Below are 12,631 nucleotides of genomic sequence, written 5' to 3'. Positions count from 1 at the left end.
AGAAAAATGTGTATGGATATACAGCTTTTCTGTTTCTGCGGATCCCGACCCACCAGGGGGCATCGCTGACCTACCTGAACCGCAACCCTTCACACAGCAACACCGCGCACCACCTGGCATTGGCCCGGCGCGTCGGCGCATCCACCACGTCGCGGCCCATCTGGTCGACCATGCCGACAAATGCCTTGCCGATCATCTGCGCCGGTACGTCGCTGCGAAACAGCCCTATCTGCTGTTCCTTGGCGATGTTGTTGCCGATCCAGCGGGCCATGCCGGCTTTGGTCAGGGTGCAGCCCGGTGGCTGAAAAAAGCCGATCTGGGTCAGGTCAGGGTCCTGGGCCAGGAAGTCGAAGAACTTCAGAAAGCTTTCGGCCACGCTGTCCACCAATTGCCCGGTCTCCAGGGACGTCTTGATCAGCAGGGTGCTGATAAGCGCTTCCAGGCGCTGGCGAAATTCGCCCACCAGTTCTTCGTAGGCGGCCTCCTTGCTCTCAAAGTAGCTGTAGAAGGTCGGCTGGCTCAGGCCGCTGGCCTTGACGATGTCACTGACCTTGGTGCTGTGGAAACCGCGCTGGGCGAACTCGGCGGCGGCTACGCGGCGCAGGCGGGCGTGGGTCTGTTCGCCCTTGGTACGAGGGAGCAGGGTGGACATGGCGGTTCCAGAATGTCTGGCAGGGAAATATTCACTTGTGAGTAATCTTACTCAAGAGTAGCCTTTTTCGGCAAATGCTACTCGCAAGTATGTTTTAGGACTGGGAGGTCTGATTTCATGAAGTTGATTCTGTTCGCGCTGGCCCTGGCGGCTTTCGCCATTGGCACCACCGAGTTTGCCCCCATGGGACTGCTGCCGGTGATTGCCGACGGCGTGCAGGTGTCTATCCCTACCGCCGGGCTGCTGATCAGCGCCTATGCCATCGGCGTGATGGTGGGAGCGCCGCTGATGACCCTGCTGCTCGCGCCGTGGCGGCGCAAGGCGGCCCTGGTGGGGCTGATGGCAATTTTCACCGTGGGCAACCTGCTGTCGGCAGTGGCCCCGGGTTATGACACCCTGCTGCTGTCGCGGGTATTCACCAGCCTGGCCCATGGTGCGTTTTTCGGCATCGGTTCGGTGGTGGCCGCCAGCCTGGTGCCGGCTGACAAGCGCGCAGGCGCGGTGGCGACCATGTTCATGGGCCTGACCATCGCCAACATCGGCGGTGTGCCGGCCGCCACCTGGCTGGGGCAGACCATTGGCTGGCGCATGGCCTTCGCTGCCACCGCAGGGCTCGGCGCGGTGGCCATGCTGGCCCTGGCGTGCTGGTTGCCCCGTGGGGAAAAAGGCAAGAAACCTGATGTGCGTGCGGAATTGCGCGTGCTGATTCGCCCCGCCGTGGTACGCGCGCTGCTGACGACGGTGCTGGGCGCGGGCGCCATGTTCACCCTGTACACCTACGTGGCGGCGGTGCTGGAAAACCTGATCCACGCGACACCGGCTTTCGTGACCGCCATGCTGGTCATGATTGGTATCGGTTTCACGCTGGGCAATTTTCTCAGTGGCAAGCTTGCCGACCGCTCGCTGGAAGGCACGCTGGCCGGCTTTCTGCTGTTGTTGGCGGCGTTGATGCTGGGCATGCCGGTGCTGCTGCAAGGGCATACCAGCGCGGTCGTCCTGATGCTGCTGTGGGGCACGGCTACCTTCGCTGTCATCCCGCCGTTGCAGATGCGCGTGATGCAAGCGGCCCACGAGGCGCCAGGCCTGGCGTCATCGGTGAACATCGGGGCGTTCAACCTGGGCAACGGCCTGGGTGCGGCCGTCGGTGGCGGGGTGCTGACCCTGGGAATGGGCTACGCCTGGATCGCGCCCGCCGGTGGCGTACTGGCCTTGCTTGGGCTGGTGCTGGTGGGTTATGGCCGCTACGCGGTGCCGACCAGCGCCGCGCAAACGGCCTGATCAGATATTCCAGCGTTTGGCGGTCTTGTCCAGGCGCTGGCGCAGGCCTTCCAGGGTGGTCGCCAGTTGCAGCGTCAACAGGCGGAAACCCTGGGCATCCTGGGAGGCGGGCACCACGGCGTGCTCTATCTCGGCGCCACGCTCCACTCGGCGTGCCAGGCGGTCAGTGGCGCCGGTTTCCAGGGCGCGGGCCATGGCGATCAACTGCCGGTTGATCTGCCGGTGCTCCGGGTGCAGCCAGGCGTGCCAGTCGCCATGGTCACGGGGGCGCAGGTTGGACAGCAGTTCCAGGGTACTCAGGCACAGGCGGAACTGGCCCTGGATTACCTCCAGCTCAGTGAGCGGGATACGCACTTCCTTGGACACCGACGGCATCAGCGAGCGCAGTTGCACCATGATGCCGTTCAGCTGTGCCGCCAGTTTGAGGTATTCATCGTCTGTCACCGAGTGGCCGTTGAGGATGCGCCCATATGCCTTGGCGCAGCCGCGCAAGCCCTTGGCCAGGCTGAAACGCCAGGAATACACGGCGTACAGCGGGATGGCGAAGGAAAACGCCAGTGCCAGGACAATGCCGATGAGGATATCCACCGTGCGCCACAGGCCATCGCTGACCGGGTTGTCGCCGTGCCCGGCGACGATGAATACCGTGATGGCCGAAAGCAGGGCGATGTAGCCGCCTTTGCCGATGGCGTGGTAGGCGAAGAACCCGCAGACGGTCGACATGGCCACGTATGTCAGCCATTGCTGGTGCAGCCATTGCTGTTGCAACACCAGGATCAGCCCCAGCGCCGCGCCGATCAAGGTGCCGTAAGCACGCTCCAGCGATTTGCGCCCGATATTGCCCTGGTGCTGCAGGCCGCCGATCACGATCAGCAGCGTCACCGACGCCCATTCACCGTGTGGCAGGTTCAGGCCTGTGGTCAGCAGGATCGACGCCAGCAGCCCTACGGCCACGCGCCCGGCGTGGATGTAGCGGGCATACAGGTAGCGGCGGTGCGGGTCGAGCAGGGGGCGCAGCAGGTGGCGCAGGATGGGCAAGCGAGTTGGGCGCAGGGCCTTCATGAGGGGAACCGGTTAGGTGGTGATTGCAGTTGGGGGGAGTGTATCAAGGGTGTGGGGTTATTGGGGGGTGTCTTCCAGATGCATGCCCCCGGTGGCCTTCATGCCATTCAACCAGACCGCTAAGCCAAGACCGCCACTGCCTTGATCTGCCCCCACACCCCGCTCCCGACCGCCAGCCCCAGCTGGTCCCACGAATACCGGGTGATCCGCGCCAGCAGCGCGGTGCCGTCGACGTCGAGGCTGACCAGTACATGGGCGTTGTTGTCCGCGGCCCGCCAGCCGGTGACGACCGCGGGCAGGCGGTTGAGGATGCTGCTTTGCCCCTGGCCGTCCAGACTCAGGCTCACGTCGCGCGCCTGCACCTTGGCACGCAGGGCGCTGCCCGGGGCCAGAGGCCCGTGTGCCACGCGAAGGTGCAGGGTGCTGCCGGGCAGCCCCAGGCTCAACAACTGGTAGTCGGCATCGTGGCCGACCACCCGGCCCTCGATCACCACGCCGGCGTCGTCGCCCAGGGCCAGCGGCAAATCCAGCCGGGCCAGTGTCTGGCTCACTGGGCCGCTGGCCTGTACCTGGCCTTTGTCCAGCAACACCAGGTGGTCGGCCAGGCGCGCCACTTCGTCCTGGGCGTGGCTGACGTACACCACCGGGATCTCCAGTTCGTCGTGCAGGCGTTCCAGGTACGGCAGGATCTCGGCCTTGCGCTGGCTGTCCAGGGCCGCCAGCGGTTCGTCCATCAACAGCAGCCCGGGGCTGGTCAGCAGGGCCCGGGCGATACCCACGCGCTGGCGTTCGCCGCCGGACAGGTGGCCAGGCATGCGCTCCAGCAGATGGCGGATGCCCAAGAGGCCGCAGGCCTGCTCCCATTGCACTTTGCGCTGGTGGGCCGGGATGCGCCGCCAGCCGTATTCCAGGTTGCGCCGCACGCTCAGGTGGGTGAACAGGCTGGCCTCTTGAAACACATAGCCCAGGGGGCGCTGATGCGGTGGCAGAAACAGGCCGCGCTGGCTGTCCTGCCAGACCTGGCCGTTGACTTCGATGTAGGCATCGGCCGCCTGTTCCAGCCCCGCCAGGCAACGCAGGCAGGTGGTCTTGCCCGAGCCGGACTGGCCAAACAGGGCGCTGACGCCGCGCCCGGGCAAGTGCAGGTCAACGTCCAGGGTGAAGTCGGGAAAACGGTGGCGGATACGGGCCGTCAGGGTCACGGGGTCAACTCCAGCGAGCTTTGGCGTGGCCACGGCCATACAGGGCCAGCAGCACCAGGAACGAGAACACCAGCATGGCGCCGGCCAGCCAGTGGGCCTGACCGTACTCCATGGCTTCCACGTGGTCGTAGATCTGTACCGAGACCACGCGAGTCTTGTCGGGGATATTGCCGCCGATCATCAGCACCACGCCGAACTCACCCACCGTATGGGCAAAACCCAGGATACTGGCGGTTACGAAGCCGGGGCGTGCCAAGGGCATGACCACGGTGAAAAAGCAGTCCCAGGGCGAGGCACGCAGGGTAGCGGCCACTTCCAGTGGGCGGTCGCCAATGGCGGTGAAGGCGTTCTGCAGCGGCTGCACCACGAAAGGCAGGGAATAGAGGGCCGAGCCGATCACCAGGCCAGCGAAACTGAAGGTCAGGGTACCCAGGCCCAGTGCCTGGGTAGCGTGGCCGATGAAACCGTTGGGCCCCATGGCCAGCAGCAGGTAGAAACCGATGACGGTGGGCGGCAGCACCAACGGCAAGGCCACCACTGCCCCCACCGGCCCGCGCAGGCGCGAGCGAGTGCGGGCCAGCCACCAGGCGATCGGCGTGCCGATCACCAGCAGCAACAGGGTGGTCAGCGACGCCAGTTTGACCGTCAGCCAGATGGCCGACAGATCACTTGCGTCCAGTGGCATCAGAGTTCGTAGCCGTAGGACTTGATGATGGCAGCGGCTTTCGGGCCCTTGAGGTATTGCACCAGGGCCTTGGCCGCGGCGCTGTCCTTGCCCTTGTCGAGAATGACCGCGTCCTGCTTGATGGGGTCATGCAGGTTGGCCGGCACGATCCACGCCGAGCCGCTGGTGACCTTGCCGTCCTTGAAGATCTGCGAGAGGGCCACGAAGCCCAGTTCGGCATTGCCGGTGGAAACGAACTGGTAGGCCTGGGTGATGTTCTGGCCTTCGACGATCTTGGCCTTGGTGGCTTCGGTCAGTTTCAGCTTGTCCAGCACCTGGGTGGCCGCCAGGCCGTACGGGGCGGCCTTGGGGTTGGCGATAGACAGATGCTGGTACTGGTTGGCTTTCAGTACTTCCCCCTTGCTGTCCACGTAACCGTCCTTGGCCGACCACAGGGCCAGGGTGCCTACCGCGTAGGTGAAGCGCGAGCCCTTGACGGTGTCACCTTCACTTTCCAGCTTGGCCGGGGTGGTGTCGTCGGCGGCCAGGAACACCTCGAACGGCGCGCCATTCTTGATCTGGGTGTAGAACTGGCCGGTAGCGCCGTAGGCCGCCACCAGCTTGTGGCCGGTGTCGGCTTCGAAGTCCTTGGCGATGGCCTGGATCGGCGCGGTGAAATTGGCGGCGACAGCCACCTGGACTTCATCGGCCTGGGCGTTGAAGGCCAGGGCCGCGAACAGACCCAGCAGGGCCAGGCGTGGGGGGGTGACAGGCATCGTGGAGCTCCTTGGGATGGATATTCTCGTTATGCAGCCGAATATATAGCGAAGCGCCATAACGTGCCTACCCTTACCAGAGAGAATCCGTTCAGGGACTGTCCCGTCCGCAGAATCGGCATAACCAGTTGACAATCGAGACGGCCAGTCTAATATCCAGTTCCATGACTACGCCAACCACAGCACCCGCACCCCGCAGACCCGGCCGCCCTCCGAAGGTACCCCGCGAGCATTATGATACTCGTGAGCTACTGGTGCGCTGTGGTACCGAAATCCTCACCGAGCAAGGCTTCAGCGCCACCGGCATCGACATGATCCTCAAGCGGGTCGGCGTGCCCAAGGGCTCGTTCTATCACTATTTCGCCAGCAAGGATGCCTTCGGGCGGGCGCTGCTGGACAACTACGCGCAGTATTTCGCCCGCAAGCTCGACCACTGGCTGCTGGACGAGTCCGTGGCGCCGCTGGAGCGCATCCTGGCATTCGCCGAGGATGCCCAGAAGGGCATGGCCCGGCATGAGTACCGCCGCGGCTGCCTGGTGGGTAACCTGGGGCAGGAAATCTCGGTGCTGCCGGAGGGCTACCGCGAGGCCATCGAAGCCGTGTTCGCCGACTGGCAACAGCGCCTGAGCGCTTGCCTGAAGGCGGCCCAGGCCAGCGGTGATTTGCCCAGGGACGCTGATTGCGACGAGTTGGCCGCGTTCTTCTGGACGGGCTGGGAAGGCGCCGTGCTGCGCGCGCGCCTGGTGCGCAGCGCGCAGCCCATGCGTACCTTCGTCAGCGGCTTCCTGCGCTCGGCGTTTTTCCAGATCTGAAGCACCGAGCCGGCCCCGTGCCGGCTTTTTCATGCCAATTTATAGACAGTCGGTCTAAAAGAGGAAGAGCAGCATGTTCAATGCCATTGTGATCGAAAAGGACGATACCGGGCAGCGCGCCACGGTGCAGGCGCTGGACGAGGACCAGTTGCCCGCAGGTGATGTGACCGTCGACGTGGCCTACAGCACCCTGAACTACAAGGATGGCCTGGCCATTACCGGCAAGGGCCCGGTGGTGCGCAGCTTTCCCATGGTGCCGGGCATCGATCTGGTCGGCACTGTCAGCCACAGCTCCCACGCCTTCTGCCAGCCGGGTGACACCGTGCTGCTCAATGGCTGGGGGGTGGGCGAAGGGCACTGGGGCGGCCTGGCGCAGAAAGCGCGGGTGAACGGCGACTGGCTGATTCCGCTGCCCAGTGCCTTTACCCCGGCTGAAGCCATGGCCATCGGTACGGCTGGCTACACCGCGATGCTTTGCGTGATCGCCCTGGAGCGTCACGGTGTTGCCCCGGACCAGGGCGACGTGCTGGTGACCGGCGCCAACGGCGGCGTCGGCAGCTTCGCCATCGCCTTGTTGGCGCGCCTGGGCTACCGCGTGGTTGCTTCGACCGGCCGCAGCAGCGAACACGAATACCTCAAGCGCCTGGGGGCCAGCGAGGTCATCGATCGCGCCAGCCTGGCCGAACCAGGCAAGCCGTTGGGCAAGGAGCGCTGGGCGGGCGCGGTGGACTCAGTGGGCAGCCACACCCTGGCCAACGTCTGCGCCACCACCCGCTACCACGGCGCGGTGGCCGCCTGTGGCCTGGCCCAGGGCATGGACTTTCCTGGCTCGGTGGCGCCGTTCATCCTGCGCGGGGTATCGCTGCTGGGCATCGACAGCGTGAAGCGCCCCCAGGCCGACCGAATCGAAGCCTGGGAACGCCTGGCCCGTGATCTGGACCGTGACCTGCTGGCGCTGATCAGCCACGAAATAGGCTTGAGCGAGGTCGTTGCGGTGGCGGCTCAGCTCATGGACGGCCAGGTTCGTGGTCGGGTGGTGGTGGACGTCAACCGCTGACTCAGCGTTTGCCCATGGAGCGTCGGGTACCGTTGGGCGCGCGCCCTGGGGTCTTGTCGTGGTTGGACTTGCCGGCGCCCGGGTAAGTGGCGGCCTTCTTCGCCGCAGCGAAAGCGCCGGGCTTGAAGGGGAAGCTGAAAGCCGGCACGGCTTGCTGGCTGTCGTCGCCGGTAGCGGGGGACGGGGTGGCTGGTTGGTCGACGCTCATGGGGTGCTCCGGGCAGTGCGGGTCTGGGCCGGGGCCATCCCCGGGGGCGCGCAGTATACCTGCGACGCCCCGGGCGCGAACCTACTCGCCGCGAATATATTGTTCCAGCTGGCGGATCAGGTCGGCCTGCTCGGCAATGGCTTCCTTGACCAGGTCGCCGATGGACAGCAGGCCCAGCAACTGCCCGTCCTGCACCACCGGCAGGTGGCGCAGATGGCCGTCAGTCATGATGTTCATGCAGGCATCGACCTGCTTGTGCGGGTCGACGGTGATGACTTTGGCGCTCATGATCCTGCTGACCGGCGTGCCCACCGACGAAAGGCCCTGCAACACGACCTTGCGCGCGTAATCGCGCTCGCTGATGATGCCTACCACGGCCCCGTCCTTGACGACCGGCAGGGCGCCGATGTTCTTTTCCGCCATCAGCTTCAGCGCATCCAGCACCATCTGGTCCGGGCCGATGGTATGGACTTGCTGGTGTTGCTGGGCCTTGAGCTTGAGTAAATCAGCGACGGTTTTCATGGCGGCCTCTACGGTTCCTGGGCGTTATTGTCCTTACAGCGTCGTAGAGGTTGGCGCTCCCTGCAAGGTCGCGCCCTATCAATCGATGGCTTTATTGCACCTTCGGCGCCGGCGCGCCCTTGGGCCACAGCAACCAGATCTGCCCTTGCTGCTTCATGTTGCCGGCCAGCTCACCGGCCTTGTCGCCGGTGCCCCAGAACAGGTCCGCGCGCACTTCGCCGGCAATGGCGCCGCCGGTGTCCTGGGCTGCCACGGGGCGGGTCACGGTTTTGCCGTCGGGGCTGGTGGTGTTCAGCCACAACAGGCTGCCCAGGGGGATCACCTTGCGGTCGATGGCCACGCTGTAGCCCGCGGTCAAAGGCACGTTGAGCGAACCGCGGGGGCCTTCGTTGCTGTCCGGGCGGGTGGTGAAGAACACGTAGCTGGGGTTGCTCGCCAGCAGTTCCGGCACCCGTTCGGGGTTGGCGGTGGCCCAGTCGCGGATCCTGCCCATGCTGACTTCCTCTTTTTTCAGCAGGCCCTGTTCCACCAGCCAGCGGCCCACCGGCTTGTATGGGTAGCCATTCTGGTCGGCGTAGGCGATGCGCAGTTGGCGCCCGCTGTCCAGGCGGATGCGTCCCGAGCCCTGGATCTGCAGGAACTGCAGGTCCATGGGGTTGTTCAGCCACGCCAGTACCGGGGCGTTGACGCCTTTGCTGTTGATCGTGGAGGCGTCGTCATAAGGCCGCAGGATGCGGCCGTCCAGGCGCCCGCGCAGGCGCTTGCCCTTGAGCTCGGGGTAGAGGCTGTCCAGGTTGACGATGATCAGGTCGTCGGGAACCCCCAGCACGGGCACGCTGTGTTGTTCATCCTGGGTCAGGCTGCCGCCGTAGACCGGTTCGTAGTAGCCGGTGATCAGGCCTCGGTCCTGGTTGTCGCCGGAACGCAGGCTGTAGACCTGCAACTGGGTTTGCAGGAACGTGCGTATCGCGGCGGGTTGCGCCGGCACCTGGGCCGCGGCGGCGCAGGTGGCGCCCCATACCGGGTCCTTGGCCAGGCGCTGGCACGCCGAGTTCCAGGCAGTGAAGCCGGCCAGCAGGTCGGTGTCGCTCACCGCTGGCAAGGCGCTCCAGTCGACGCTGGTATAGGTGGTGGGGGCAGGGGGCTTGGGCTTGCCGAAGTCACAGCCGGCCAGCAGCACCAGTACACCGGTGGCGGCCAGCAGCAGGCGTGGCCAGTTGAACGCTGAAATTTTCACTCAGTGGTTGTCCGCAATGCGAGTGGAAAGACGCGTAGCTTGGGCAAAGCCTGGCCCCCCGTCAAATCTCCGGCGTGAACGGGTACAATGGCGCTTTGCCCAGCCGTTCAACGAGGTCCGTGCAGTGGATGTCCAGCAAGGTTTTATCCTGACCCGCCATTGGCGCGATACGCCGGCGGGTACGGAGGTCGAGTTCTGGCTCGCCACCGACGCTGGGCCCCGGCAGGTGCGCCTGCCCGTGCAACCTTCGGTAGCGTTCGTGCCCCAGGCCCATGAAGCGCAGGCCCGGGCCGTACTGGTGCGCGAAACCCTCGGTGAACTGCGCCCGTTGGGCCTGCAGGACTTCCACCATCGGCCGGTCATGGGCCTGTACTGCCAGCAATACCGTCACCTGCTGGACCTGGAAAAAAGCCTGCGCCGGGCCGGCGTGGACGTGTATGAGGCCGATGTGCGCCCGCCGGAACGCTACCTGATGGAACGGTTCATCACGGCCCCGGTCCGGTTTACCGGCCACGTGGATGAGCAGGGGTTGTTGCACGGTGCCCAGTTGAAACCGGAAAAGGATTACCGTCCGGTGCTGAAACTGCTGTCCCTGGATATCGAAACCACCGAGCGTGGCGAGCTGTACTGCATCGGCTTGCAGGGGTGCGGCCAGCGCCAGGTGTACATGCTGGGGCCGGCCAACGGTGATGCCACGGCGGTGGATTTCGACCTGCAGTACTGCGCTTCGCCGGTGCAGTTGCTCGAATGCCTGAACCAATGGCTGGCAGACCACGACCCGGACGCCATCATCGGCTGGAACGTGGTGCAGTTCGACCTGCGGGTGCTGCACGAGCAGGCGCGCCGGCACGGTGTGCCCTTGCGGATGGGGCGCAACGGCGCCGAGCTGCTGTGGCGCGAACACGGCAGTGGCAATGGGCACTACTTTGCCAGCGCCGCCGGACGCCTGATTATCGATGGTATCGAAGCCTTGCGTCAGGCCACCTGGAGTTTTCCGTCGTTCAGTCTGGAAAACGTCGCCCAGACGCTGCTGGGCGAGGGCAAGGACATTTCCACGCCTTACCAGCGCATGGACGAAATCAACCGCCTGTTCGCCGAAGACAAGCCCGCGCTGGCACGCTACAACCTCAAGGACTGCGAGCTGGTACTGCGCATCTTCGACAAGACCCGTTTGCTGGACTTCCTGCTTGAGCGCGCCACGGTCACCGGGCTGCCGGCCGACCAGAGTGGTGGCTCGGTGGCCGCGTTCACCCACCTTTACCTGCCGCTGATGCACCGCCAGGGTTTCGTCGCCCCCAACCTGGGCGAGCGCCCGCCCCAGGCCAGCCCGGGTGGTTTTGTCATGGATTCGCGGCCAGGCCTTTACGAGTCGGTGCTGGTGCTGGACTACAAGAGCCTGTACCCCTCGATCATCCGCAGCTTTCTCATCGACCCCATCGGTTTGGTGGAGGGGTTGCGCGAGCCTGATGACGAGCATTCGGTGCCGGGGTTCCTGGGCGCGCGCTTTTCTCGCGAACGGCACTGCCTGCCCGCCATCGTCCAAAGCGTGTGGCAGGGCCGCGAAGCCGCCAAGGCCGAAGGCAACGCAGCGTTGTCCCAGGCCCTGAAGATCATCATGAATGCGTTCTATGGGGTGCTGGGTTCCAGTGGCTGCCGGTTTTTCGACCCTCGGCTGGCTTCGTCCATCACCCTGCGTGGCCACCAGATCATGCAGCGCACCCGGCAACTGGTGGAGGCACAGGGCTACGAAGTGATCTACGGCGACACCGACTCCACGTTCGTCTGGCTCAAGCGCGCCCATGGCCAGCAGGAAGCCGCCGACATTGGCCGGGCGCTGGTGAACCACGTCAACGTTTTCTGGCGTGAACACCTGCTGGCCGAGTACGGCTTGCAAAGTGCCTTGGAATTACAGTTCGAAACCCACTTCACGCGCTTCCTGATGCCCACCATTCGGGGGGCCGAGGAGGGCAGCAAGAAGCGCTACGCCGGCCTGGTGCGGCGAGCCGATGGCCGCGAGGAGATGGTCTACAAGGGACTGGAAACGGTACGCACCGACTGGTCGCCCCTGGCGCGGGCATTCCAGCAGCAATTGTACGAGCGCATTTTCCATCACCGTCCCTACCAGGACTATGTGCGTGACCTGGTGCAGCGCACCCTGGCGGGCGAGCTGGACGAACAGTTGGTGTACCGCAAGCGCCTGCGCCGGCCCCTGGACGACTATGAACGCAACGTCCCGCCCCATGTGCGTGCCGCGCGCCTGGCCGATGAATTCAATGCCCGCCAGGGGCGGCCGCTGCAATACCAGCGTGGGGGCTGGATCAGCTACATCATCACCCTGGCTGGCCCGCAGCCGTTGGAGGCGGTGGACGCGGCCATTGACTACGACCACTACATCAGCCGTCAACTGCAACCGGTGGCGGACGGCATTCTACCTTTTGTGGACGATGACTTCGGCACCTTGATCGGGGGGCAGATGGGGCTGTTCTGATACCCGTCAGGCCAGGGGCAGGGCGCCCGACGGTGAGTCAGGCCCAGCGCGGTGCAGCCTTCCCGAGCTTCGCCCGGTCCTACCGGCAAACCCCACAGCTTCAGGCACCCCTGTGGGACCGGGCGCCAGCTCGGGAAGCGAGCGGCGCGGTGTATCAGGTCCAGCGCGGTGCAGCCTTCCCGAGCTTCGCCCGGCCCCACAGGCAAGCCCCGCAGCCTCACGCATCTCGGTAGGACCGGGCGCCAGCTCGGGAAGCGGGCAGCGCGGTGCATCAGGCCCAGCGCGGTGCGGCCTTCCCGAGCTTCGCCCGGTCCCACAGGCAAGCCCCGCAGCCTCAGGCATCTCGGTAGGACCGGGCGCCAGCTCGGGAAGCGGGCAGCGCGGTGCATCAGGCCCAGCGCGGCGCGGCCTTCCCGAGCTTCGCCCGGTCCCACAGGCAAGCCCCGCTGCCTCAGGCATCTCGGTAGGACCGGGCGCCAGCTCGGGAAGCGGACGGCGCGGTGTATCAGGCACAGCGCGCTGCGGCCTTCCCGAGCTTCGCCCGGTCCCACAGGCAAGCCCCGCAGCCTCAGGCATCTCGGTAGGACCGGGCGCCAGCTCGGGAAGCAGGCGGCGCGGTGCATCAGGCCCAGCGCGATGCAGCCTTCCCGAGCTTCGCCCGGTCCCACAGGCT

The 12,631-nt window shown here is 65.5% G+C and carries 12 protein-coding genes; 4 read left to right on the top strand and 8 right to left on the bottom strand.

The features are described 5' to 3' along the window. Positions 1-70: 70 nt before the first annotated feature. Positions 71-652, bottom strand: a complete 582-nt coding sequence (locus tag QBK88_RS27540; protein ID WP_268142449.1) for a TetR/AcrR family transcriptional regulator — start codon at positions 650-652, stop codon at positions 71-73. Between the two features lie 117 nt (positions 653-769). Between QBK88_RS27540 and QBK88_RS27535 the strand changes: the two genes are divergently transcribed. Continuing rightward, positions 770-1,930, top strand: coding sequence for an MFS transporter (locus tag QBK88_RS27535; RefSeq protein ID WP_277964528.1), 1,161 nt, complete (start codon positions 770-772; stop codon positions 1,928-1,930). On the opposite strand, the gene QBK88_RS27530 is transcribed toward QBK88_RS27535, so the two are convergent. The 4 genes from QBK88_RS27530 to modA form a co-directional block, all read right to left on the bottom strand. Continuing rightward, positions 1,931-2,992, bottom strand: a complete 1,062-nt coding sequence (locus QBK88_RS27530; protein WP_268142446.1) for an FUSC family protein — start codon at positions 2,990-2,992, stop codon at positions 1,931-1,933. A 119-nt stretch (positions 2,993-3,111) separates the two neighbouring features. Beyond that, positions 3,112-4,194, bottom strand: a complete 1,083-nt coding sequence (gene modC, locus QBK88_RS27525; RefSeq protein ID WP_277964527.1) for a molybdenum ABC transporter ATP-binding protein — start codon at positions 4,192-4,194, stop codon at positions 3,112-3,114. Positions 4,195-4,198: 4 nt separating this feature from the next. Continuing rightward, positions 4,199-4,879, bottom strand: coding sequence for a molybdate ABC transporter permease subunit (gene modB, locus QBK88_RS27520; RefSeq protein WP_277964526.1), 681 nt, complete (start codon positions 4,877-4,879; stop codon positions 4,199-4,201). Then, positions 4,879-5,634, bottom strand: a complete 756-nt coding sequence (gene modA / locus QBK88_RS27515; RefSeq protein WP_277964525.1) for a molybdate ABC transporter substrate-binding protein — start codon at positions 5,632-5,634, stop codon at positions 4,879-4,881. The genes modB and modA overlap by 1 nt, the downstream gene beginning before the upstream one ends. Positions 5,635-5,798: 164 nt before the next feature. Here modA and acuR point away from each other — a divergent pair, with 164 nt between their 5' ends. After that, on the top strand, positions 5,799-6,446 hold the full coding sequence (gene acuR, locus QBK88_RS27510) for an acrylate utilization transcriptional regulator AcuR (protein ID WP_268142440.1): 648 nt from the start codon (positions 5,799-5,801) through the stop codon (positions 6,444-6,446). A 73-nt stretch (positions 6,447-6,519) separates the two neighbouring features. Continuing rightward, a complete protein-coding gene (gene acuI / locus QBK88_RS27505) occupies positions 6,520-7,503 on the top strand; it encodes an acrylyl-CoA reductase (NADPH) (RefSeq protein ID WP_277964524.1) in 984 nt (327 codons plus the stop codon). A gap of 1 nt (position 7,504) precedes the next feature. On the opposite strand, the gene QBK88_RS27500 is transcribed toward acuI, so the two are convergent. The 3 genes from QBK88_RS27500 to mltA form a co-directional block, all read right to left on the bottom strand. Further along, complete coding sequence (locus QBK88_RS27500; RefSeq protein ID WP_268142436.1) at positions 7,505-7,711, bottom strand: hypothetical protein; 207 nt, start codon at positions 7,709-7,711, stop codon at positions 7,505-7,507. 81 nt (positions 7,712-7,792) lie between these two features. Beyond that, on the bottom strand, positions 7,793-8,233 hold the full coding sequence (locus QBK88_RS27495) for a CBS domain-containing protein (protein ID WP_277964523.1): 441 nt from the start codon (positions 8,231-8,233) through the stop codon (positions 7,793-7,795). Positions 8,234-8,324: 91 nt separating this feature from the next. After that, on the bottom strand, positions 8,325-9,470 hold the full coding sequence (gene mltA / locus QBK88_RS27490; RefSeq protein ID WP_445765012.1) for a murein transglycosylase A: 1,146 nt from the start codon (positions 9,468-9,470) through the stop codon (positions 8,325-8,327). Positions 9,471-9,594: 124 nt separating this feature from the next. On the opposite strand from mltA, the gene QBK88_RS27485 reads away from it, so the two are divergent. After that, positions 9,595-11,958: a DNA polymerase II gene (locus QBK88_RS27485; protein WP_277964522.1), complete on the top strand. Its 2,364-nt coding sequence runs from the start codon at positions 9,595-9,597 to the stop codon at positions 11,956-11,958. Positions 11,959-12,631: the final 673 nt, after the last annotated feature.

The organism is Pseudomonas sp. RIT-To-2 (assembly GCF_029623465.1).
GTDB classification, from domain to species: Bacteria; Pseudomonadota; Gammaproteobacteria; order Pseudomonadales; family Pseudomonadaceae; genus Aquipseudomonas; species Aquipseudomonas silvicola.
This window is presented reverse-complemented; position numbering and strand designations above follow the sequence as displayed.

Excerpts from the sequence above, each read along its gene's own strand:
- QBK88_RS27540 (WP_268142449.1), bottom strand. The coding sequence starts at position 652 with ATGTCCACCCTGCTCCCTCGTACCAAGGGCGAACAGACCCACGCCCGC.
- QBK88_RS27535 (WP_277964528.1), top strand. The coding sequence starts at position 770 with ATGAAGTTGATTCTGTTCGCGCTGGCCCTGGCGGCTTTCGCCATTGGC.
- QBK88_RS27530 (WP_268142446.1), bottom strand. The coding sequence starts at position 2,992 with ATGAAGGCCCTGCGCCCAACTCGCTTGCCCATCCTGCGCCACCTGCTG.
- modB (WP_277964526.1), bottom strand. The coding sequence starts at position 4,879 with ATGCCACTGGACGCAAGTGATCTGTCGGCCATCTGGCTGACGGTCAAA.
- modA (WP_277964525.1), bottom strand. The coding sequence starts at position 5,634 with ATGCCTGTCACCCCCCCACGCCTGGCCCTGCTGGGTCTGTTCGCGGCC.
- acuR (WP_268142440.1), top strand. The coding sequence starts at position 5,799 with ATGACTACGCCAACCACAGCACCCGCACCCCGCAGACCCGGCCGCCCT.
- acuI (WP_277964524.1), top strand. The coding sequence starts at position 6,520 with ATGTTCAATGCCATTGTGATCGAAAAGGACGATACCGGGCAGCGCGCC.
- QBK88_RS27500 (WP_268142436.1), bottom strand. The coding sequence starts at position 7,711 with ATGAGCGTCGACCAACCAGCCACCCCGTCCCCCGCTACCGGCGACGAC.
- QBK88_RS27495 (WP_277964523.1), bottom strand. The coding sequence starts at position 8,233 with ATGAAAACCGTCGCTGATTTACTCAAGCTCAAGGCCCAGCAACACCAG.